Origin of the sequence: Bradyrhizobium sp. 170, assembly GCF_023101085.1 — a bacterium.
GTDB lineage: Bacteria > Pseudomonadota > Alphaproteobacteria > Rhizobiales > Xanthobacteraceae > Bradyrhizobium.
Window position 1 is genome coordinate 8,558,258 of the sequence record NZ_CP064703.1, and the last position, 20,856, is coordinate 8,579,113.

Consider the following 20,856-nt stretch of genomic DNA (forward strand, 5'->3'; position numbering starts at 1 on the left):
GATTCGCTCTCGGCCACCTTATCGCTCCTGATTGCGGCAGTCCGGCTATCGCCAATCGGGAATGTTACATTGTTGCTACGTCACTGCGGCGACTCGGGTCGCTGAGCCACGGCTTGGTAGGGACGGAGTTGCACATGACGAAGGAACTGGGTTTCGTTGCGGCCACGTTAATTCTTGCCGGCCCGGCCTTCGCGGCCGACTTGGCCGTCAAGGCGCCCGCTCTTGCGGGACCGTTGCCGGCACAATGGAGTGGCTTTTATCTCGGCATCCATGGCGGTTACGGCTGGGGCCATGACAACGTAGCCGGCGACATCTCCCCGTTCTCGAACCCATCGCCCAGGGGCGGCGTGTTCGGCGGCCAAGCCGGCTACAACTGGCAATACGGCAGCATCGTCGGAGGCCTCGAAGTTGACTTCTCTGGCGCCGACTTAAGGCATTCGCAAAGCATCACAGGCACCGCTGTGATTGGCGGGGCTCTCGTCAGCGAGACAGTTACAGTCTCATCAAAAGTCGATTATTTCGGCTCGGCACGGGCACGCGCCGGCTTTCTTCTGACGCCGGATTGGCTGTTCTACGGGACTGCCGGCTTTGGGTGGGCGCACGATTCGGCAACCGGCTCGGCAACCCTCAGCATCAACGGCACGGTGGTGGACAGTTTCTCAAACACCTTTTTCAATGACCATTTCGGATGGACGGCCGGTGGCGGCGTGGAATACAGACTTTGGCAAAATCTCCTGCTGCGCGCCGAATATCTACATTATGGATTCGGCTCGGCAACTTACCCTAACCTAATTCGCGGTGCGGTGCCGGTTAATTACGAGCTCAGCATCGATGTCGTTCGCGGAGGGTTGAGCTACAAGTTCTGACGCCATTGGAAAAGCTTGGTGCTCTAAGCTTCGGGCTTCCTTGGTAGGCAGGCGTATTACGGTGACAGCGCACTCAATTCGTGGCGGGTTCAATCAAAGAAGCGGCCGATTTTGGCTGCGATAGCGTATTCCGAAGTGGCGCGCCCGAAGAGATTCGAACTCCTGACCCCCAGATTCGTAGTCTGGTGCTCTATCCAGCTGAGCTACGGGCGCGTTTTCGCTTGTGCATTTGGGCCTTAAGGGGCCCGGATGCGTCCGAATATGGTCCGGACGGTCGCGAAAGAGCGCTTTAGCTACCTGCTCCGGCCTCGCTTTGCAAGGTCCGCTTCGTGCGATTTGCCGGCCGAAACGGGGGCCGTCAATTTGACGTCAGTTCCGGGCGCCCGCCGGGGCACAGCCGAAATTTACCCGCAGTTACAGGTAATTACGGGTTCATCCCGCCGCGATGCCCGCAGCGGGACATGCCGCCCGCCGCGCTTGATTTGCAGCCGACCGCGAGCACGAATTTGGCGGCGGCGTGGCCTCGCCCGGATTGCCGCCGACGCAAGCCCGGTAGCGACCGGGACCCGTGGACCCCGCCGGTACCTCACCGCCCCTTGAACACCGGCTTGCGCTTCTCGCGGAATGCGGCGAGCGCCTCCTTCGTGTCCTCGGTTTCGGCCAGCGCTGCCGTCTGGCTCTGCTCGTAGCGATAGCCGTCGCGCAGCGGCAGTTCCTCGGTCAATCCGAACGACCGCTTGGCGGCAACAACCGCGAGCGGCACCTTCTCCGCGATCGCCTTGCCGATCGCCTGCGCCTCGGCAACGACACGCTCGCGCGGCACGCAGACCGACGCGACGTTCATGCGATAGAGCTCGGCGCCCGACATGCGCCTGGCTGTATAAATCATCAGGCGCGCATCCGACGGGCTGAACGAGCGCAAGACGTGGCGGACGCCACCCGCGAGTCCGTAATCGACCTCGGTCATGGACATATAGGCTTCCTCGGCGATGACGAGGATGTCGGAGACGAGGGCGAGCACGCACCCGGCGCCGATCGCAGCACCATTGACGGCCGCGATCACCGGCTTCGGGCATTCCATCACGCAATCGAACGAGGCGCGCACGAGACGGTTGTGACGCGAATAGCCGCCCGGCTCCTGCAGCAGCGCGGGGCGCTCCGACAGATCTGCACCCGCCGAGAAAATCTTGCCGTCGCCCGTCAGCACGATCGCGCGCACGTCGATCTCGGCGCCGAGCACGTCGAAAATCCTGATGATCTCTTCGCGAAACTTACGATCCTGCGAGTTCACCGGCGGCGCTGATATCGTCAGCGTGGCGACGTGATCGGTGATTTCGATGCGGAAGCGTTCGAGCGTTTCGATACCTTTCATGGGGCAGTCCTTTCGAAGCCGTAGAGGCGAGCTGGATTGTCGACGAGAATGCGGGTGCGCTGCGCCGGATCAGGCACCCAGGAGCGCAGGAGATCGAGCATGTGCCCGGCATCCGGCGCCGGGTTCATGCGCACATAGGGCCAGTCAGACCCCCACACGACACGTTCCGGCGCGGCGGCGATCAGGGCGTCGTGGAAGGCGCGCGCGTCGTCATGCCCGGGTTGTTGCGACACGCGGCAAACCGTCAGCTTGGCCCAGACGTCGCTGTCGGCGAGGCGCGCGCGAATGGATTTGAAGGCAGCGGCATTAGGCCCAAGCAGCGGATCAGGACACGCCATGTGGTCCAGCACGAGCGGCACCTTCGACCGCAGCAAGTGCGGCAGCCATTCAGCGAGAACATCCGCCCTCGCCCATAGCTGGGCGTGAAGGCCGACCGCCCGCATGCGCGGCGCCAGCACGCCGATGGCATCGAAGCCGACGCTGCCGGGATAGCGACTGCCATCCGGTGCGCGCATCTCGACGAAGCGGAGCCCGACGATGCCCGCGGCGCGCCAGCCCTGGAGTGTGCCGGTGTCGACGCCGGGATATGCGACCGCAATGCCGCGGAGCGTCTCGGGCGCGGCCGCGATGGCGCTCAGCATGGCATCGGGATGGCTGCCGTAGGGCGCCGGCTGAACGAGCACACCGCGCGTCAGGCGAAGCGTCCGGCGCAGGGCGGCCGCGACCTGCGGCGTCGCCTCGGGAAGCGCATAAACCGGCGGCGACGTTGGACGAAAACGATCGTGCGGGCCGAACACGTGAAAATGCGCATCGCACGCGCCGGGCGGCAGCGTCCAGCCCGGCACGCTTGCGTCCGGCGCCGGAACGGTCTCGAAGTCGGCCGCCGTCACGACGCGCTCCCGTGGCGCCCCCGCGGCAGCGTGACCAGAACCGTCTCGGGCGCCAGACCCGTCGCGCCTTCGGGCAACGGCAATTGGTGCGCATTCAATGTCTGCGACACCATCGTGTAATAGCCGATCACTGCCGTCAGCTCGACCACGCCGCGTGCGCCCCAGCGGCTCAGTACGGCGTCGTAGGTGTCCGCCGGCACGCGACCCGTCTGCTGCAATGCGCGCGTGAACTCGTAAACCTCTAACTCCGCCGCGCCGTCGAACACCGGGCTTTCGAGTGCCGCGATGGCATCGACGATCTCCTGCGTCAGGCCCGCCGCTACCGCGGCGCGCGCATGCACCCACCATTCGACCTGCGCCGTCCAGCGCCGTCCCGTCACGATGATCGCGAGTTCGTTGAGGCTTGGCGGCAAGCAAGTGCGGTAGCGCAGAAACTCGCCGAGCGCCGACCATGCCGACGCCAGCTCCGGGCTGTGGATCGCCGCGCGCAACGGACCGATCATCTGCCCGCGCGGACCCGACACCACAGAATCGTGAAGCCGGCGCTGCTCGGCGTTCATGTCTTCGACGTCGAGCAGTGGAATGCGCGGGCGCTGGTCCTCGACGCCGGTCACGATGCGCCTTCCGCGAGAAGCCCGAACTCGCGCAGCACTTCCTGCGTATGCTGACCGAGCAAAGGCGGCGCCCGGTCGAAGCGCAACGGCGCGTCGGCGAGCCTGATCGGGCTTACGACCTGGGGGACGCTGCCGGCGAGCGGATGCGGCAGGTGCCGCAGCATCGCGCGATGTTGCAGTTGGGGATCGGCAAAGACCTGCGGGATGGTGTTGATCGGTGCGGCCGGCACGCCGGCGGCGTCGAGCGCCGCAACGAGCGCGTCCCGCTTCCACGCGGCGAAGGCGGCGGACAACTGCGCCGTCAGGTCGGCATTGGCGCGGACGCGGGCAGCGTTGGTCGAAAAGCGCGGGTCGCGCGCCAGTTCCGCATCGCCGATCACCTCGCACAGCCGTGCGAACTGGCCGTCATTGCCGACCGCGAGAACGAAATGTCCATCGGACGCGGCAAACACGTCCTGCGGCTGGATGTTGGGATGACGGTTGCCGCCGCGCTGCGGCGTTTTGCCGGAGACGAGATGATTCATCGCCTGATTGGCGAGGAACGCTGCCGCGACATCGAGCATAGCAAGGTCGATGGTCTCGCCCTGCCCCGTCTCGGCGCGCCGTGCCAGTGCGGCGAGAATGGCCACGGCCGCGTACATGCCCGTCATCAGATCGACAACGGGAGCGCCGACCTTCTGCGGGCCGCCGCCGGGCTCGCCGTCGCGCTCGCCGGTCACGCTCATCAGGCCGCCCATGGCCTGGATGGCGAAGTCGTATGCGGCGTTCTGGGACCTCGGACCGTCCTGGCCGAAACCGGTAACCGAGCAGTAGACGAGCGACGGCTTCAGGGCGCGCAGCGCCGCCGCATCGAGACCGTACTTCGCAAGCGCGCCAACCTTGAAATTCTCGATCACGACATCGCATTGCTGCGCCATGGCGCGGATCAGTTGCTGGCCCTCGACGGTCGCGATGTCGACGGCGACGGATCGCTTGCCGCGATTGACCGAAAGGAAATAGCCGCTCTCCCCGGTGAGATTGCCCTCGCGATCCCCAAGAAACGGCGGACCCCAGGCGCGTGTATCATCGCCTGCGCCAGGCCGCTCGATCTTGATGACGTCGGCGCCGAGGTCGGCGAGCATCTGCGTCGCCCACGGCGCCGCCATGATGCGCCCGAGGTCGAGTACGCGGATATGCGTCAATGGACCGTTGCGTGGATGCGCCGCCTCAGCCATCGACGATTTCCGTCGCTTTGGCCGACGGGCGCGCCGCAAAAATGGCCTGCCACGCCGCCAGCCGGGGCCGGCCCTCGCGCCACGCGAGATCGGCAAAGCGGAAGTCCAGATAGGAGAGCGCACAGCCGACCGCAATATGCCCGATCCCGAACGGCTCGCTTTCCAGCGCGCCCGCCTCCGCCTCCAGGCGGTCGAGCGTGGCGGCTGCCTTGATGGCGAAGGCGTCGAGCCACTCGTGCGTCTGCCGGCCAGCAGGCTTTTCGCGTTCGTTGCGCCAGAGCACGAGCAGGTCGAGCAAGCCGTCGGCGATGGCCTGACGGCTCAGCACCAGCCAGCGCTGCCGGCCCGCCGGCGCTAGCAGCCGGCCGCCTCCGGCGAGGCTGTCGAGATATTCGACGATGACGGACGAATCGACCAGCACCGTGCCGTCCCCGAGAACCAGCGCCGGGATCTTGCTCAGCGGATTGTCCAGCATGATCGCGGGGTTGGGTTTATCCATCGCCGCGACACTTCGCACACATTCGATTTTTTCGGCCAGGCCGAGTTCGTGCGCGGCGATCATCACCTTTCGCACGAACGGCGACCGTGGAGACCAATGCAGTTTCATGCTTACGCCCGTCGACAATGCAGGCCGCGCCAAGGGCCTTTCCTTCGCGGTAAAGGTCATATATACGGACTTTTGTCAATTCGAACTGCCAGCCGGGGAGACCATGGCGAGCCTGACCGACGCCGGAGTACCTTTGAGCCGTAGCGCCGTGGCGCGCTACATCCAGCTTGCGACCCTGTTCCGCAGCCGCATCATGTCCGGCCAGTGGCCAGCCGGCGCGCAGATCCCGACCATCGAAGCGCTGATGGCCGAATGCGGCGTCGCGCGGGCGACGATTCGCCAGGCGCTCGGCCTGCTCGAGGACGAGGGCCTGGTCTCGCGCTATCGCGCCAAGGGCACGTTCGTTACGGAAAAGCCCCGGGCGCATGTCTGGCTCGATGTGACGACCGACCTCCGCGGCATGATGAACACGCGCGACGGCGCGACGATCGAGGTGCTCGAGGACACGCTGGTTCCTGCGCCCGAGCGCTGGCCGCACGATATCGGCACGATATCGCGGACCTACCGACGGCTGCGGCGGCGCCACTCCCGCGACGGGCGGGCGTTCTTGATCGCCGAGGTCTATATCGACGCAGGCCTGGCGAGCCGCCTGCCGAAGCGCGCCATCACAACGCTGACCGCGATGCGCCTGGCCGCGAGCATTCCCGGCGTGCACATCGAAAGCGCACGTCAGACCATGACGATCGGCAGTTCGGATCTGGAAGTCTCGGAACTGCTCGGATTGCCGCTGAATGCGCCGATCTGTTTTGTCGATCGCTCGGCGGTGGATCAGCGGGGACGGCTGGTGCTGGTGTCGAAGGGCATCTACCGCGGCGACGTCGTGCGCGTCGACATGGACGTCAAATGACCGGCGCGGGCCGCATAGATCATAAATACGGACTTTATGGGCTGGCGGATGCGTGACGCCATATGCCGCCGCTTGCGGACCTCCCGGACCATCGTCGCCCTGGCCGCGATGTGGCCGGTGATGCAACCGCCTGGCCCGGCGGCGTCTGCCGAGGTGGCGCGCAGCCGTGAAATCGTGCGCTATGACAATTTCGAAATCGATCTCATCGCCGAAGGACGCGGGCCGCTGATCGTGATGCTGCCGTCGCGCGGCCGCGACTCCGAGGATTTCGACGATGTCGCGTCGCGCCTTGCAGCGGCCGGCTATCGCGTCCTCCGGCCGCAGCCGCGCGGCGCCGGCAGGAGCACGGGCCTGCTCGAAGGCATCCGCCTGCAGGATCTCGCGCGCGACGTCGCGCATGTCATTGCCCGCGAGAACGCGGGCCCGGCTGTGATCGCCGGTCATGCCTACGGCAACTGGGTTGCGCGCATGACCGCCACCGACCATCCCGCGCTCGTGCGCGGCATCGTTCTGATGGCGGCCGCCGCCAGGACCTACCCGGACGAACTGCGCGCCGTCGTGCAGCAATCCGGCGATGCGAGCCTGCCGGACGAGCAACGCCTCGCGGCCTTGCGCAAGGGCTTCTTCCTTCCGGGCCATGACGCCTCCGTGTGGCTCCGCGGCTGGGCGCCGGCCGCCAACAAGGCGCAGGGCGTGGCTGCATCCGCGACGAAACAGGCTGAGTACTGGCAGGCCGGCACGGTTCCGATGCTCGATCTGGTTCCCGACGGGGACCCGTTCAAGCCGAGAGAGAAGTGGAACGAAAGCCGCGAGGAGTTCGGCGAGCGCGTGTCCGTCGTCGTCATCCCGAATGCCAGCCACGCGCTGATCCCGGAGCAGCCCGGCGCCGTCGTCGACGCCATCCTGGCGTGGATCGCGAAACTGTAACGCACCAATGAAAAACGAGGTGCAGCAAGCGCCTCGCACATGGGAGGAAAAGTAATGATGCGAAGTCTTGTGCGCTCGATGATCGTGGCCGCGCTTCTTGTCTCGCCGCAAATGGCGCAAGCGCAATCCTATCCCAACAAGCCGATCAAGCTGATCGTGCCGTTTCCGGCGGGCGGTCCGGCCGACACGATCGCGCGTGTGCTGACGGAGAAGATGGCGCCTCTGCTGGGCCAGCCAATCATCATCGAAAGCCGTGCCGGCGCCGGCGGCGTGACGGGAATAGCCGCGGTCGCGAAAGCAGAGCCCGACGGCTACACCATCGGCCTTTCAAGCGCCGGTCCGCTCGCGATCACGCCGGTGCTTTCCGAGACGATGCCGTACGACGTGCACAAGGACTTGAAGCTCCTGACGCAGGTCGTCGAGGTTCCCGAATTGCTTGTTGTCGCCGACAACGTCCCGGCCCGGACGTTCGGCGAACTCATCACGCTCGCCAAGTCGAAACCGGGCAAGCTCAATTTCGCCTCGACCGGCGTCGGTGGCGTGCCGCACATGGCGGGGGAATTGCTCAAGGTGTCGGCAAGCATCGACATCGAGCACGTGCCGTATCGCGGCGCCGCACCCGCCGTGAACGACCTGCTCGGCGGTCACGTCAACATGATGTTCGCCGACATTCCCGTCCTGCTCGGCAACGTGACGGCCGGCAAACTCCGCGCGCTCGCCATCGGCAGCGCCAAACGTGCCCCGAGCGCGCCCGACGTGCCGACGACGGCCGAACTCGGCATGCCGCAGGTGCTCGCCAACAACTGGTATGGGCTCGTGGCGCCGAGCGGCATTCCAGCCGACGTCGCCGCCAAAATCTATTCAGCGGCTGTCGAGGCGTTGAACGCGACCGAGGTCAAGGACAAGCTCGCCCTTCAGGGCGCAACCACGGTCGGCAGCACGGGCGAACAGTTCGCGGCACATGTGAAGGCCGAGATGGAAAAATGGGCTCAGGTCGGCAAGGCGGGGGGCGTCAAGCTGCAGTGATTTGCACGAAGCCGGGCCTGCGCGCCCTCAGATGTGCAATTGCACATCTGAAATGACGTGGCGACCGCCTTACGCCCGCGCCCGCTCGTTGCGCACGCTCTGCAGTTCCACCGGGCGGTCGGGGATCGAAACCCGGAAGGTGGCGCCGATGGTGCCTTCGACCAAATGGATGTCGCCGCCATGGGCACGCACCAGCTCGGCGGCGATCGCGAGCCCAAGCCCGCTGCCGCCGGGGCGGCCGGAGGTCTGGAACGCCTCGAACAGGTGCTCACGCGCCTTCGCCGGCACGCCGGGGCCGGTGTCGGAAACCTCGATGATGGCGACCGAGCCTTCGCGGCGGCCGGTGATGCGGATCTGCAGGGTGGCCGCATCGCCCTTGGCGCTTTCCAGCGCCTGGGCGGCGTTGCGCACCAGGTTGAGCAGCACGCGAAACAGCTGGTCGGGATCGGCGTCGATCGACAGGGAGCGCTCGATCGCGCTGATCCAGGTGATCGAGGCGTCCGCAGCAAGGCCCGCGGATTCGCGCACCTCGGTCACCACGGGCTCGACCAGGATCATCCGGCGGTCGGGCTCGGCCTCCTGCGCGCGGCCATAGGAAAGCGTCGACTGGCAGAAGTCGATGGCGCGCTCCAGCGAGCGCATCAGTTTCGGCGCAAAGCGCTGCACGCGCGGATCCGGCACGCTGGCCAATTGATCCGACAGCAATTGAGAGGACGCGAGAAGATTGCGCAGATCGTGGTTGATCTTCGACACCGCGAGGCCGAGCGCGGCGAGCCGGCTCTTCTGCGAGAGCATCGAGACGAGGTCGCGCTGCATGTCGGACAATTCGCGCTCGGCAACCCCGATCTCGTCGCCACGCTGGCTCGGCACAATGATGCGCGCCGCACTTTCGGGGTTTTCGTGGAAGCCAACGAGATTTGCAGTCAGCCGCCGCATCGGCCGCACGAACAGGTAATGCAGCGCGAGGTAGACCAGCCCCGCGGCGAGCATCGCGATCCCCAGCGAGACCAGCAGCAGGTTGCTGGAAAAGCGGTACATCGCCAGCCGCAGCGGCTTTTCATCGACCACGACCTCGATGAATTGTGCGCCACCGGGCGCGGGTCCTACCACGCGAATGGTTTGGTTGCCGGTGTCCAGCATGGTCTCAAAGGACTCGATCATTGCCGACCACACCGTCAGGGTCCGCATGTCGATATCGCGGTCGATCGCCGCCGGCAGGTCGGCGCTGGCGAGCAGCCGGCGCTGCTGTCCCATCTTGATGGCGACCGCGCGGGCGCCGACGCTGGTCAAGATCTGCCGCGCCAGCGAATCCGGCACCATGCCAAGCGGCGCCGCATCCAGCACCAGGGCGGCAGTGTTGGCCGCCGCGAGGCGGTCGTTCAGCCGGTTGGTCCAGAAATTCGCGATCGAAGGCACGTAGATCATCAGGAGGGCGATCATCACGAGCGGGATCGTCAGCAGCAGCAGCTTGCCGGACAGGCCGAGCCGACGCGGGCCCGTGCACCGCGGGGCTTGAGGGGTCGGCTGCTCGTTGGTCGCTGACACGAATATCCGCCTTGATATGTGTTTGGAGCCCCATGTTTGGAGCCCTGCCGGACACAAGACCGGCGCTGGTCCTGACCCGTACACTGATTCCAAGGATGCGTTCTGCGCCCCTGACCGGTCAAATTACCGATCGCTAATGTCCGCTGGTTCCGATGGTCGGGGCGCGCCGCCTTCTCGCCCACAAAAACCCCGCGAAAACAGATATATTCGCCCCAATTGCGACGTTTCAAAGAACGGCTGCCGCGGCAACCCCCGACATTGACGAAAACAGGTCGCTCCCGTATAAGCCGCGCCAACTGTCCGCGATGGCCCGGTTCCACCGGGGGCGGCTCGTTTGGGCCGTAACTGGCCCTTTTTCGGGCCGGCCCGCATCACTGGACGCATATCTCAATCCAACAGGCAAATTGCCCGGTCAGCGGAGAACCACCCGTGAAGCGGACTTATCAACCCAGCAAACTGGTGCGCAAGCGCCGTCACGGCTTCCGCGCCCGTCTCGCCACCGCCGGCGGCCGCAAGGTTCTCGCCGCCCGCCGTGCGCGTGGCCGCAAGCGTCTGAGCGCCTGAGCCGGATCTTCCGGAGATTTCATTCATGGATCGGCTGAGGCAGCGGGCGGACTTTCTCGCCGTTGCCAATGGCACGCGGGCGAACAGTGCTGCCTTCGTGGTGCAGGGCCGCCTCCGCGACGATGACGGCCCGATCCGCGTCGGTTTCACCGTTACCAAAAAGAACGGTACCGCCACCGAGCGCAATCGCATCCGGCGACGGCTTCGCGAACTCGTGAAGCGGCTGGACGTCATATCCATGCGACCACACCATGATTATGTGGTGGTTGGCCGTCGGGCCGCGCTCACCCGCGACTTCGCAACCATGCTCGACGATCTCCGTTCGGCGCTGCATCGCCTCGGCCGGCAGCCGGCGACGAAAGCGTTTTCGAGCGAAGTGGATACCGGTTCGCGTCAAGAAAACGCGTCAAAACGAAAAGATAGTGGGTTCCGACTTCAGTCGGAGCCGGGCGGCGCGAGCCGCAAATCGAATTGAATGGCGAGACCCCAAAACGATGACCGATAATCGCAACACCATCCTCGCCGTCATTCTGTCCGGCCTTGTGCTGATCGCGTGGCAGTATTTCTACAACATGCCGCAGATGGAGCGGCAGCGCGCGCAAAGCCAGACCCAGGCCGAGCTCGCCAAGCCGTCGCCGCAGACGGCGCCGGGATCGACCACGCCACAACCGGGCTCGGCGCCTTCCGCCACCACGCCCGCCGGCCAACCGGGCGCGGCTGCGCCCGTCGTCAGCCGTGACGCCGCGATCGCGGCCTCGCCCCGCATCAAGATCGAGACGCCGCGGGTTTCGGGCAGCATCGCGCTGAAGGGCGCGCGCATCGACGACCTGTCGCTGGAGAAATTCCGCGACACCGTCGATCCGAAGTCGCCCGCGATCGTGCTGTTCTCGCCTTCGAACACGGCTCATCCCTATTATGCCGAGTTCGGCTGGGTCGCCGCCTCGGGCTCGACGGCGCGGCTTCCCGACCGCGAGACGGTGTGGCAGCAGGAGGGTTCGGGCGCGCTGTCGCCGAGCAACCCGGTGACGCTGAAATGGGACAACGGCGAAGGCCTCACCTTCCGCCGCACCATTGCAATCGACGACCGCTATCTCTTCACCGTCAAGGACGACGTCACCAACGTCGGCAATGCGCCCGTCACGCTCTATCCGTTCGCCCTCATCTCCCGTCACGGCACGCCTGAGGTCTCGGGCTACTATATCCTGCATGAAGGCCTGATCGGCTATCTCGGCGAAAAGGGCCTGCAGGAGCACGGCTACAAGGCCGTCGCCGACGCGCCCGTCCTGGGCAATGGCGGGCGGGGCTTCGAATTCAATGTCACGAATGGCTGGCTCGGCATCACCGACAAATATTGGGCTGCCGCGCTGTTGCCCGAGACGACGGCACGCCTCAAGGCCCGCTTCCTCGCCGAACCGGGCGCCAAGGTTCGCTATCAGGCCGATTACCTGCAGGATCCGCAGACCATTGCGATCGGCGGCACCGGCAGCACCAATGCGCGGCTGTTTGCGGGAGCCAAGGAAGCCGGTGTCGTCGGCATCAATTTCCCGCTGGCCGGCCACGGCGGCTACAACAAGCAGCTTGATCTCAACCACTTCGACCTGTTGATCGATTGGGGCTGGTTCTACTTCATCACCAAGCCGATGTTCCTGCTGCTCGACTATTTCTTCCACCTGTTCGGCAATTTCGGCGTCTCCATTCTGCTGGTGACCGTGCTGATCAAGCTGCTGTTCTTCCCGCTCGCCAACAAGTCCTACGCCTCGATGGCGAAGATGAAGTCGGTGCAGCCGCAACTGGCGGCGCTGAAGGAGCGCTATCCCGACGACCGCCAGAAGCAGCAGCAGGAGATGATGGAGATCTACCGCAAGGAGAAGATCAACCCGATCGCCGGCTGTCTTCCTATCGCGCTGCAGATCCCGGTGTTCTTCTCGCTCTACAAGGTGCTGTTCGTCACCATCGAAATGCGCCACGCGCCGTTCTACGGCTGGATCAAGGATCTCTCGGCGCCCGATCCGACCACGATCTTCAATCTGTTCGGACTTATCCCGTGGGATCCCATGGTGCTGGGAGCGGTGGTCGGCCCATACCTGATGCTCGGCGTCTGGCCGATCATCATGGGCATCACGATGTGGTTCCAGATGAAGCTGAACCCGACGCCGCCGGATCCGACTCAGAAGATGATCTTCGACTGGATGCCGCTGATCTTCACCTTCATGCTGGCATCGTTCCCGGCGGGACTGGTGATCTACTGGGCCTGGAACAACCTGCTCTCGGTGCTGCAACAGAGCTACATCATGCGCAAGAACGGCGTGAAGGTGGAGCTGTTCGACAATCTCAAGGCGACATTCGCGCCCAAGAAGGCCGTCGAGAAGACGTGACCGGTGTTGGCGCCCTATAGTTGCTACCTGGTAAGATAGTCTCTCCCCGTCATGCCCGGCCTTGTGCCGGGCATCCACGTCTTTACGGTGCGGCAACATGAAGAACGTAGATGGCCGGGAGCGCAGACAAGTTTACGCAGTCTGCGCAAGGCAGACTGCTACGCCCGGCCATGACGGCAACGGAAGAACCTTCGCATGAACGCTGACATCGATGCGAAGCTGATTGAAGAGGGCCGAAAACTCTTCGCCGGCGACTGGAAGTTCGTCTGGGCATCGCCCTCGATCGAAACGCTGCCGCCGATGGCAGGCGTGGAGGTGGCGTTCGCCGGCCGCTCCAATGTCGGCAAATCGAGCCTGATCAATGCGCTCACCGGCCGCAACGCACTGGCGCGCACCTCGCATACGCCGGGCCGCACCCAGGAACTGATCTTCTTCGACGGCCCTGACAATGCAGGACTGCGGCTGGTCGACATGCCCGGCTATGGCTACGCCTCGGCGCCCAAGACCCAGGTCGCGTCCTGGACCAAGCTGATTCATCAATTCCTGCAGGGACGCGCCACGCTGGCGCGGGTCTATGTGCTTATCGACGCGCGCCACGGCATCAAGGATGTCGACCAGGACGTGCTGAAGACACTGGACAAGTCCGCCGTGAGCTATCAGGTGGTGCTGACCAAGGCGGACCAGGTGAAGAAGGCAGAACTCGAAAAAAACATCGCCGAGACCACGGCGGCGCTCGCCAAGCACCCGGCCGCGTTTCCGGAAGTATTGCTGACATCCTCGCGCTCCGGCGCTGGCATGCCGGAATTGCGCGCCGCGATGGTGCGTCTGTTGCACGAGCGCGCCTGATGAGCCGCACAGCCCGCATCCTGATCGTGCTGGCCGCCGTCATGGGCGCCGACGGCGTCATGCTGGCGGCCGCATCCGCCCATGGCGCGGATGCGTCGCGGCTGGCTTCCGCCTCGTCGATGCTGCTGTTTCACGCCAGCGCGGTATTGGGTGCCATCGCGTTGGCGGAACGCGGGATCGTGCACACGAAAATCGGTATTGCAGTCGCTTTCGGCTTCGTGATTGCGGCAGGCCTGTTCGCCGGCGACCTGGCGCTGCGGCACTATGCCGGCCACGGGCTGTTTCCGATGGCCGCGCCGACGGGTGGGACGCTGTTGATTGTGAGCTGGCTGGCCTTGGCGGTCGCGGCGGCCTGGCCGCGGCGGGGGTAAGAATTCCGTAGCCCGGATGGAGCGAAGCGCAATCCGGGAAAACTCGCTCGACTCGCGGGACTGCCCCGGATTTCGCGGAGCCTGTCATCGGGCGCGCGTTCGCGCGACCCGTTGGCTGCATCCGGGCTACAAACTCCGCAATTCCCCCACTTTGCGCCCTGCCCGCCAATCGGATAGAACCCGCCCCGACATCCGGAATGGCGAGGCCCGCTTCATGACATCTGCGCAAAATATCAGCCCGCTCGATCAGGCCCGCATCCTGTCCGAGGCGCTGCCGCATATGCAGCAGTACGACGAGGAAACCATCGTCATCAAATATGGCGGCCATGCCATGGGCGCCGAGGAAACCGCCAAGGCGTTCGCGCGCGACATCGTGCTTCTGGAGCAGACCGCGATCAATCCGGTGGTCGTGCATGGCGGCGGGCCGCAGATCGCGACCATGCTCAAGCGGCTCGGCATCCAGTCGGAATTCGCCGCCGGCCTGCGCATCACCGATGCCGCCACCATCGAGATCGTCGAGATGGTGCTGGCGGGGTCGGTCAACAAGCAGCTGGTCGGCTACATCAACGAAGCCGGCGGCAAGGCGGTAGGTTTGAGCGGCAAGGACGGCAACATGGTGAAGGCGTCGAAGACGACGCGCACCATGGTCGATCCGGATTCGAACATCGAGAAGGCGATCGACCTCGGCTTCGTCGGCGATCCCGACAAGGTGGATCTGACGCTATTGAACCAGTTGATCGGCCACGAGCTGATCCCGGTGCTGGCGCCGCTGGCGACCTCGCATGACGGCCACACGCTCAACGTCAACGCCGACACCTTTGCCGGCGCGGTGGCGGGCGCGCTGAAGGCCAAGCGGCTGCTGCTGCTGACCGACGTTCCCGGCGTGCTCGACAAGTCGAAAAAATTGATTCCGGAACTGTCGGTCAAGGACGCGCGAAAACTGATCGCCGACGGCACGATTTCCGGCGGCATGATCCCAAAGGTCGAGACCTGCATCTACGCGCTGGAACAGGGCGTGCAAGGCGTCGTCATCATCGACGGCAAGACGCAGCACGCGGTCCTGCTCGAATTGTTCACTAACCGGGGCACCGGCACGCTGATCCACAAGTGATGCACAAAGCGGCGATGCGAACAGAGGCCGTCATGGCTGGGCTTGACGAGCGGAGAGCATCACAGAGGTCGCGCTCGGCATTGGCCCGTTTCCTGATGTCGCTGCCGGCCGCGGCGATTTCGCTGTTCGCCTCCTCCCTGCCCGCGTTCGCCGATCTAAAACTCTGCAACCGCATGAGCTATGTGGTCGAGGCCGCGATCGGCATCGACGACAAGGCGGCGACGGCGACGCGGGGCTGGTTCCGGATCGATCCCGCCGCCTGCCGCGTGGTGCTGCAGGGCGCGCTGACCGCCGACCGCGTCTTGCTGAATGCGCGCGCGCTCGGCGTCTACGGCGCTTCGCCGATCCCGCAGAACGGCAGCGACACGCTGTGCATCGCGCCGGAAAATTTCGTCATCGCCGCCGCCCGCCAGTGCCGCGGCAACCAGACGCCTGCGCCCTTCACCCAGATCACGCCGACGCGGACCGATGACGGCAACCTGGTCGCCTATCTGGCCGAGGACTCCGAATATGACGACGAGCAGGCGCGGCTCGCCGGCATCCAGCGGCTGCTGGTCATCGCCGGCTATGACGCCGCGCCGATCGACGGCGTCGACGGGCCGAAGACGCAAGGCGCATTGAGCGCGTTCCTGAAGAGCCGCGGGCTCGCCGCTGATGTCGTGCAGTCGCAGAATTTCTTCACCACCATGGTCGAAGCCGTGCAAAAGCCCTCCTCTTCGGGGCTGACCTGGTGCAACGACACGCCGCACAAGATCATGGCGGCGGTCGCCACCGACGACGGCAAGGCGGTGACCAGCCGCGGCTGGTACCGCATCGATCCCGGCAAGTGCCTGCATCCGGACGTGACCGGCCAGCCGAAGCAGGTCTACAGTTTCGCCGAAGCCGTCGACGGCGAAAACCGCGCCGTCAAATACCGGGACAAGCCGTTGAACTGGGGCGGCCCGAAGGAGCTCTGCACGCGCGAGAGCAAGTTCGAGATATCGGAACAGGGCGATTGCGGCACCCGCGGGCTTGCGCGGATCGGCTTTGCGCCGGTGGATATGTCGAGCGGCGGCAAGACAATTCGGTTTGCGATGCCGTGATGGAACACCACTCTCTCGTCGTCCCTGCGAACGCAGGGACCCATAGCCACCGAACTGAGTTTTGGCTACGACGCCACCCAAGACCAAAGGCAACACGCACCGTGCACACCAATAACCGCCGCGGCGTATGGGTCCCTGCGTTCGCAGGGACGACGGGTTGAGACAGCAAATGAAAACCAATTCCCCCCGCCCCTTCGCCCACATCGACACCTGGGTGTTCGATCTCGACAACACGCTGTACCCGCACCACGTCAATCTGTGGCAACAGGTCGACGCGCGGATCGGCGAGTTCATCAGCGCTTATCTGAAAATCTCCGCGGAAGAAGCGCGCGTGATCCAGAAGGACTATTACCGCCGCTACGGCACCAGCATGCGCGGCATGATGACCGAACACGGCGTTCACGCCGACGATTATCTGGCCTATGTGCACAAGATCGATCACTCGCCGCTGGAGCCGAACCCCGCGATGGGGGCTGCGATCGCAAAACTTCCCGGCCGCAAGCTGATCCTGACCAACGGCTCGACCGACCATGCCGGCGCGGTACTGGCGCGGCTCGGCATAACAGAGCAATTCGAGGCGGTTTTCGACATCATCGCCGCCGAACTGGAACCGAAGCCGGCACCGCAGACCTACGACAAATTCCTGCGCGTCCACGGCGTGGATCCGCTGAGGTCGGCGATGTTCGAGGATCTCGCCCGCAACCTCGTGGTGCCGCACCAGCTCGGCATGACCACGGTGCTGGTGGTGCCGGACGGCGCCAAGGAAGTGGTGCGCGAGGACTGGGAGCTGGAAGGCCGGGATGCGGCTTACGTGGATCACGTGACGGATGATCTGACGGGGTTTTTGGAGAAGTTGAGTACCTGATCGGTGTCGTCCCTGCGAACGCAGGGACCTATACGCCGCGGCCGCTGGTAAGAGGCACTCTGGCAGACATCCCGATCAGCAATCGGAGCCTGTGGTTATGGGTCCCTGCGTTCGCAGGGACGACGAGAGAGCCTTGACTCTCCCTGCCCAAATCCCGAAAAAGCCCGTCAACTCCGCCCGAAATCCCTAAGGAAATCCCGATGTCCCTGTCCGCACTCGAATCCACCGTCAACGCCGCCTTCGATGCCCGCGACGGCATTTCGACGTCGACCAAGGGCGAGGTTCGCGAGGCCGTCGATGGCGCGCTCGAACTGCTCGACAAGGGCGAGGCGCGCGTCGCCGAGCGCGGGGCTGACGGCAAGTGGAAAGTCAATCAGTGGCTGAAGAAGGCGGTGCTGCTGTCGTTCCGCCTCAACGACATGAGCGCTATTCCCGGCGGCCCGGGCAAGGCGTCGTGGTGGGACAAGGTGCCCTCGAAGTTCGAGGGCTGGGGCGAGAACCGTTTTCGCGACGCAGGTTTTCGCGCCGTCCCCGGCGCGATCGTGCGCCGCTCGGCCTTCATCGCCCGCAACGTCGTGCTGATGCCGTCCTTCGTCAATCTCGGCGCCTATGTCGATGAAGCGACCATGATCGACACCTGGTCCACCGTCGGCTCCTGCGCGCAGATCGGCAAGCGCGTGCATATTTCCGGCGGCGTCGGCATCGGCGGCGTGCTGGAGCCACTGCAGGCCGAGCCCGTGATCGTCGAGGATGACTGCTTCATCGGCGCGCGCTCGGAAGTCGCCGAAGGCGTGATCGTACGCAAGGGCGCGGTGCTGGCGATGGGCGTGTTCCTCGGCGCCTCCACCAAGATCGTCGACCGCGAGACCGGCGAGATATTCATCGGCGAAGTTCCGGAATATTCGGTGGTCGTTCCCGGCGCGCTGCCCGGCAAGCCGCTGAAGAACGGCCAGCCCGGCCCGTCCACCGCCTGCGCCGTGATCGTCAAGCGCGTCGACGAACGCACCCGCTCCAAGACCAGCATCAACGAGCTGCTGCGGGATTAGGATCGAACCGGGGGCTTTTCCGCGCGACCAATGTATTCTGCCGGCCTCCGGAGGTTTGGGCATGGACTGGACCTGGTACCTGTTCCGCTTTGACGGCCGCATCAGCCGCGCCAGATTTTGGCTCGCTATGCCCGTGCTGTTTGGCTTGATGGCGACCGTGGCGCTGGTGGTCGTTGCGATCCACGGCCTGTTCGGCAGCGCCGCACCCATCCATATCGGCGCCAGCGACCTCTTCAAGCTGGTGGATCCCGACGCGTATCGGTCCCTGACATGGGCCGACCTCCCCCGGCTCCTGATCAAGCTGGTCGGCACCTCGCTGCTGATGTGGGTCTGTTTCGCGACCTCCATCAAGCGGCTGCATGACCGCGACAAGAGCGGCTGGTGGATGGTGCCGTTCTTCGCAATGCCCGGCCTCCACAATCAATTTGCGGACCGGCTTCCCGATTCCTATGCCGACCTGCCGCTCGCCATTGCCGCGTCCGCTCTGTGCCTGTGGGGCTTCGTCGAAATGTACTGCCTGAAGGGCTCGCGCAAGACCAACCGGTTCGGCGCCGACCCGCTGGCGCCGCCGCCGCGCGATACGCGGCCGCCCTGGGACCAGCAGAGCGAGATCGAAATGGTCCCGCACAAGGCTGGCCCGCCGCCGGTTTGGCGTGTTAAGCCGGGCTATGAATGACGCCGTTTCCATTACCCGCGACCTCGTCCGCTGCCCGTCTGTCACCCCTGCCGACGCCGGTGCGCTCGGCGTCCTCGAACGCCTGTTGAAAGACGCCGGCTTCGAGGTGCATCGCGTCACCTTCGGCGAGCCCGGCACATCAGATATCGACAACCTCTACGCTCGTATCGGGACTGAAGCGCCACACATCACCTTTGCCGGACATACCGACGTGGTGCCGCCCGGTGACGAAGCCGCATGGACGCTCGGCGCGTTTTCGGGCGAGGTGAAGGACGGTTTTCTCTATGGCCGCGGCGCGGTCGACATGAAGGGCGGCATCGCCTGCAGCGTCGCTGCGGTGCTCGACTATCTGAAAGACAATGGCGGCAAGCCCAAAGGCTCGATCTCGTTTTTGATCACCGGCGACGAAGAGGACATTTCGGTCAACGGCACCATCAAGCTCCTGAAATGGTGCGCGGAGCGTGACGAAAAATTCGACCATTGCGTGCTCGGCGAGCCGTCGAATGTCGAAGTGCTCGGCGACTGCATCAAGATCGGCCGCCGCGGCTCGCAATCCGGCACGCTCTATGTCGACGGTGCGCAGGGCCATGTCGCCTATCCGCATCGCGCTGCCAATCCGGTGCCGGATATTTCGCGGCTGATCGTGGCGCTCTCCGACGAGCCGCTCGACCACGGCAGCGCGCAGTTTCAGGCTTCCAATCTCGAATTCACCTCCGTCGACGTCGGCAACACCGCAAGCAATGTGATCCCCGGACAGGCGCGCGCAAAGTTCAACATCCGCTTCAACGACAACCACACCCAGGAGACGCTGCGCGCGCTGGTCGAGGAACGGCTGGCGAAAGCCTGTGGCAACCGCATCCGCGCCCGCATCGTGTGGGAATATTCCAACTCCAACGTGTTCGTGACAAAGCCCGGTGCGTTCACCGACCTCGCCGTCAGCGCGATCGAGGAGGTGACGGAACGCAAACCGGAACTCTCGACGAGCGGCGGAACCTCGGACGCACGGTTCATCTCGAGCTATTGCCCGGTGATCGAATTCGGTCTGGTCGGCCAGACCATGCACCAGATCGACGAGCGCACGCCGGTGTCGGATCTGGAGAAGCTGACGAAGATTTATCGAGGTGTGTTGGACCGATATTTCGGGTAGTGCACCGCCGTCATCGTCCGCGAAGAATCGTAGGATGGGTGGAGCGCAGCGATACCCATCACCTCGCCGCTAGCCCGATGGGTATCGCTTCGCTCCACCCATCCTACGAGATCGTCGGCGACGCTTAATACTCCACCCGCACCAGATACAATCCGTCCGGCGGCGCGACAGGGCCGCAGGCGGCGCGGTTGCGGGCGGCGAGTGCTGCGGCGAGGTCGTCGGCGCTCCAGCGGCCTTCGCCGACCCAGACCAGCGAGCCCACCATCGAGCGCACCTGGCTGTGCAGGAACGAGCGCGCCGAGGTCAGGATCAAAACCTCGTCGCCCTGCCTGACGACGTCGAGCTGGTCGAGCGTCTTCTCCGGCGATTTCGCCTGGCATTCAGTGTCGCGAAACGTCGTGAAGTCGTGCTTGCCGAGCAGGCGTTGCGCTGCGATCTGCATCGCATCCGTATCGAGATGGCGCGGTATCCGCCAGCTTCGCTTGATGTCGAGCGCAAGATTGGCGCGGTGGTTGGTGATGCGGTAGCGGTAGTGGCGTCTCTTGGCGGAAAAGCGCGCTTCGAAATCATCGGCGACGATTTCCGCCGAGAGAACGCCGATCGGATGCGGCCGCAAATGCGCGTTCAATCCGTCGCGCAGCCGGCCGGGCGGAAACGGCTTTTGGATATCGCAATGCGCCACCTGCGCCAGCGCATGCACGCCGGCATCGGTGCGGCCCGAGCCGTGGACGCGAACCTGCTCGCCGCAAATCGCCATCACCGCAGTTTCCAGCGCGCCCTGCACGGTCGGTGCGTTGTCCTGGATCTGCCAGCCGGAAAACGGCGTGCCGTCATATTCGATGATGAGCTTGTAGCGGGGCATATC

Annotated in this window: 22 protein-coding genes and 1 tRNA gene; 15 read left to right on the top strand and 8 right to left on the bottom strand. The window is 64.9% G+C overall.

The features are described from left to right. Positions 1–134: 134 nt before the first annotated feature. Entirely contained in the window at positions 135–866 is a 732-nt protein-coding gene (locus tag IVB05_RS40365) for an outer membrane protein (RefSeq protein ID WP_247781633.1), read from the top strand. Between the two features lie 136 nt (positions 867–1,002). On the opposite strand, the gene IVB05_RS40370 is transcribed toward IVB05_RS40365, so the two are convergent. The 6 genes from IVB05_RS40370 to IVB05_RS40395 form a co-directional block, all read right to left on the bottom strand. Next, positions 1,003–1,079, bottom strand: a tRNA-Arg gene (locus IVB05_RS40370). Between the two features lie 373 nt (positions 1,080–1,452). After that, positions 1,453–2,238, bottom strand: a complete 786-nt coding sequence (locus tag IVB05_RS40375) for an enoyl-CoA hydratase/isomerase family protein (RefSeq protein ID WP_247781634.1) — start codon at positions 2,236–2,238, stop codon at positions 1,453–1,455. Further along, positions 2,235–3,128 carry an amidohydrolase family protein gene (locus IVB05_RS40380; RefSeq protein ID WP_247781635.1) on the bottom strand — a complete coding sequence of 298 codons (894 nt, stop codon included), beginning with the start codon at positions 3,126–3,128 and terminating at the stop codon, positions 2,235–2,237. The genes IVB05_RS40375 and IVB05_RS40380 overlap by 4 nt, the downstream gene beginning before the upstream one ends. Then, positions 3,125–3,742, bottom strand: a complete 618-nt coding sequence (locus tag IVB05_RS40385; RefSeq protein WP_247781636.1) for a carboxymuconolactone decarboxylase family protein — start codon at positions 3,740–3,742, stop codon at positions 3,125–3,127. Before IVB05_RS40385 ends, IVB05_RS40380 begins: the two co-directional genes overlap by 4 nt. Then, positions 3,739–4,956, bottom strand: a complete 1,218-nt coding sequence (locus tag IVB05_RS40390; RefSeq protein ID WP_247781637.1) for a CaiB/BaiF CoA-transferase family protein — start codon at positions 4,954–4,956, stop codon at positions 3,739–3,741. Before IVB05_RS40390 ends, IVB05_RS40385 begins: the two co-directional genes overlap by 4 nt. After that, on the bottom strand, positions 4,949–5,563 hold the full coding sequence (locus IVB05_RS40395; RefSeq protein WP_247781638.1) for a glutathione S-transferase family protein: 615 nt from the start codon (positions 5,561–5,563) through the stop codon (positions 4,949–4,951). Before IVB05_RS40395 ends, IVB05_RS40390 begins: the two co-directional genes overlap by 8 nt. Between IVB05_RS40395 and IVB05_RS40400 the strand changes: the two genes are divergently transcribed. From IVB05_RS40400 to IVB05_RS40410, 3 genes are read left to right on the top strand one after another with little or no spacing between them, the layout of a single operon-like run. Continuing rightward, a complete protein-coding gene (locus IVB05_RS40400; protein WP_247781639.1) occupies positions 5,562–6,410 on the top strand; it encodes a GntR family transcriptional regulator in 849 nt (282 codons plus the stop codon). The two genes, IVB05_RS40395 and IVB05_RS40400, sit on opposite strands and share 2 nt — an antisense overlap. A 36-nt stretch (positions 6,411–6,446) precedes the next feature. Beyond that, positions 6,447–7,337, top strand: a complete 891-nt coding sequence (locus tag IVB05_RS40405) for an alpha/beta hydrolase (protein ID WP_247781640.1) — start codon at positions 6,447–6,449, stop codon at positions 7,335–7,337. A 54-nt stretch (positions 7,338–7,391) separates the two neighbouring features. Then, entirely contained in the window at positions 7,392–8,363 is a 972-nt protein-coding gene (locus IVB05_RS40410; RefSeq protein ID WP_346771809.1) for a tripartite tricarboxylate transporter substrate binding protein, read from the top strand. 69 nt (positions 8,364–8,432) lie between these two features. On the opposite strand, the gene IVB05_RS40415 is transcribed toward IVB05_RS40410, so the two are convergent. Beyond that, the gene (locus IVB05_RS40415) at positions 8,433–9,908 is read right to left on the bottom strand and encodes a HAMP domain-containing sensor histidine kinase (protein WP_247781641.1); all 1,476 of its coding nucleotides are present in this window, start codon (positions 9,906–9,908) and stop codon (positions 8,433–8,435) included. Positions 9,909–10,337: 429 nt separating this feature from the next. On the opposite strand from IVB05_RS40415, the gene rpmH reads away from it, so the two are divergent. From rpmH to dapE, 11 genes are all read left to right on the top strand, one after another. Next, complete coding sequence (gene rpmH, locus IVB05_RS40420; RefSeq protein ID WP_008542748.1) at positions 10,338–10,472, top strand: 50S ribosomal protein L34; 135 nt, start codon at positions 10,338–10,340, stop codon at positions 10,470–10,472. A 25-nt stretch (positions 10,473–10,497) separates the two neighbouring features. Next, positions 10,498–10,947 carry a ribonuclease P protein component gene (gene rnpA / locus IVB05_RS40425; RefSeq protein ID WP_247781642.1) on the top strand — a complete coding sequence of 150 codons (450 nt, stop codon included), beginning with the start codon at positions 10,498–10,500 and terminating at the stop codon, positions 10,945–10,947. Between the two features lie 19 nt (positions 10,948–10,966). Further along, entirely contained in the window at positions 10,967–12,847 is a 1,881-nt protein-coding gene (yidC, locus tag IVB05_RS40430; protein ID WP_247781643.1) for a membrane protein insertase YidC, read from the top strand. Between the two features lie 195 nt (positions 12,848–13,042). Next, positions 13,043–13,693, top strand: coding sequence for a ribosome biogenesis GTP-binding protein YihA/YsxC (yihA, locus tag IVB05_RS40435; RefSeq protein WP_247781644.1), 651 nt, complete (start codon positions 13,043–13,045; stop codon positions 13,691–13,693). Beyond that, positions 13,693–14,064 (top strand): DUF423 domain-containing protein, encoded by a 372-nt coding sequence (locus IVB05_RS40440; RefSeq protein WP_247781645.1) that lies wholly within the window; start codon positions 13,693–13,695, stop codon positions 14,062–14,064. Before yihA ends, IVB05_RS40440 begins: the two co-directional genes overlap by 1 nt. Positions 14,065–14,278: 214 nt before the next feature. After that, on the top strand, positions 14,279–15,175 hold the full coding sequence (gene argB, locus IVB05_RS40445; RefSeq protein ID WP_247781646.1) for an acetylglutamate kinase: 897 nt from the start codon (positions 14,279–14,281) through the stop codon (positions 15,173–15,175). Positions 15,176–15,207: 32 nt separating this feature from the next. Further along, on the top strand, positions 15,208–16,257 hold the full coding sequence (locus tag IVB05_RS40450; RefSeq protein WP_247781647.1) for a DUF1036 domain-containing protein: 1,050 nt from the start codon (positions 15,208–15,210) through the stop codon (positions 16,255–16,257). A gap of 169 nt (positions 16,258–16,426) precedes the next feature. Beyond that, a complete protein-coding gene (locus IVB05_RS40455) occupies positions 16,427–17,122 on the top strand; it encodes a pyrimidine 5'-nucleotidase (protein WP_247781648.1) in 696 nt (231 codons plus the stop codon). Positions 17,123–17,322: 200 nt separating this feature from the next. After that, positions 17,323–18,168 (top strand): 2,3,4,5-tetrahydropyridine-2,6-dicarboxylate N-succinyltransferase, encoded by an 846-nt coding sequence (dapD, locus tag IVB05_RS40460; RefSeq protein WP_247781649.1) that lies wholly within the window; start codon positions 17,323–17,325, stop codon positions 18,166–18,168. 61 nt (positions 18,169–18,229) lie between these two features. Further along, positions 18,230–18,844, top strand: coding sequence for a DUF805 domain-containing protein (locus tag IVB05_RS40465; protein WP_247781650.1), 615 nt, complete (start codon positions 18,230–18,232; stop codon positions 18,842–18,844). After that, a complete protein-coding gene (gene dapE, locus IVB05_RS40470) occupies positions 18,837–19,991 on the top strand; it encodes a succinyl-diaminopimelate desuccinylase (RefSeq protein ID WP_247781651.1) in 1,155 nt (384 codons plus the stop codon). The genes IVB05_RS40465 and dapE overlap by 8 nt, the downstream gene beginning before the upstream one ends. 124 nt (positions 19,992–20,115) lie before the next feature. Here the strand turns inward: dapE and truA are convergent, their stop codons facing one another. Then, positions 20,116–20,853 carry a tRNA pseudouridine(38-40) synthase TruA gene (truA, locus tag IVB05_RS40475; RefSeq protein ID WP_247781652.1) on the bottom strand — a complete coding sequence of 246 codons (738 nt, stop codon included), beginning with the start codon at positions 20,851–20,853 and terminating at the stop codon, positions 20,116–20,118. Between the last annotated feature and the right edge of the window lie 3 nt (positions 20,854–20,856).

Coding starts and splice junctions, on each gene's coding strand:
- IVB05_RS40365 (WP_247781633.1), top strand. CDS start 135: ATGACGAAGGAACTGGGTTTCGTTGCGGCCACGTTAATTCTTGCCGGC.
- IVB05_RS40375 (WP_247781634.1), bottom strand. CDS start 2,238: ATGAAAGGTATCGAAACGCTCGAACGCTTCCGCATCGAAATCACCGAT.
- IVB05_RS40390 (WP_247781637.1), bottom strand. CDS start 4,956: ATGGCTGAGGCGGCGCATCCACGCAACGGTCCATTGACGCATATCCGC.
- IVB05_RS40400 (WP_247781639.1), top strand. CDS start 5,562: ATGCTTACGCCCGTCGACAATGCAGGCCGCGCCAAGGGCCTTTCCTTC.
- IVB05_RS40395 (WP_247781638.1), bottom strand. CDS start 5,563: ATGAAACTGCATTGGTCTCCACGGTCGCCGTTCGTGCGAAAGGTGATG.
- IVB05_RS40405 (WP_247781640.1), top strand. CDS start 6,447: ATGGGCTGGCGGATGCGTGACGCCATATGCCGCCGCTTGCGGACCTCC.
- IVB05_RS40410 (WP_346771809.1), top strand. CDS start 7,392: ATGATGCGAAGTCTTGTGCGCTCGATGATCGTGGCCGCGCTTCTTGTC.
- rnpA (WP_247781642.1), top strand. CDS start 10,498: ATGGATCGGCTGAGGCAGCGGGCGGACTTTCTCGCCGTTGCCAATGGC.
- yidC (WP_247781643.1), top strand. CDS start 10,967: ATGACCGATAATCGCAACACCATCCTCGCCGTCATTCTGTCCGGCCTT.
- yihA (WP_247781644.1), top strand. CDS start 13,043: ATGAACGCTGACATCGATGCGAAGCTGATTGAAGAGGGCCGAAAACTC.
- IVB05_RS40440 (WP_247781645.1), top strand. CDS start 13,693: ATGAGCCGCACAGCCCGCATCCTGATCGTGCTGGCCGCCGTCATGGGC.
- argB (WP_247781646.1), top strand. CDS start 14,279: ATGACATCTGCGCAAAATATCAGCCCGCTCGATCAGGCCCGCATCCTG.
- IVB05_RS40450 (WP_247781647.1), top strand. CDS start 15,208: ATGGCTGGGCTTGACGAGCGGAGAGCATCACAGAGGTCGCGCTCGGCA.
- IVB05_RS40455 (WP_247781648.1), top strand. CDS start 16,427: ATGAAAACCAATTCCCCCCGCCCCTTCGCCCACATCGACACCTGGGTG.
- dapD (WP_247781649.1), top strand. CDS start 17,323: ATGTCCCTGTCCGCACTCGAATCCACCGTCAACGCCGCCTTCGATGCC.
- IVB05_RS40465 (WP_247781650.1), top strand. CDS start 18,230: ATGGACTGGACCTGGTACCTGTTCCGCTTTGACGGCCGCATCAGCCGC.
- dapE (WP_247781651.1), top strand. CDS start 18,837: ATGAATGACGCCGTTTCCATTACCCGCGACCTCGTCCGCTGCCCGTCT.
- truA (WP_247781652.1), bottom strand. CDS start 20,853: ATGCCCCGCTACAAGCTCATCATCGAATATGACGGCACGCCGTTTTCC.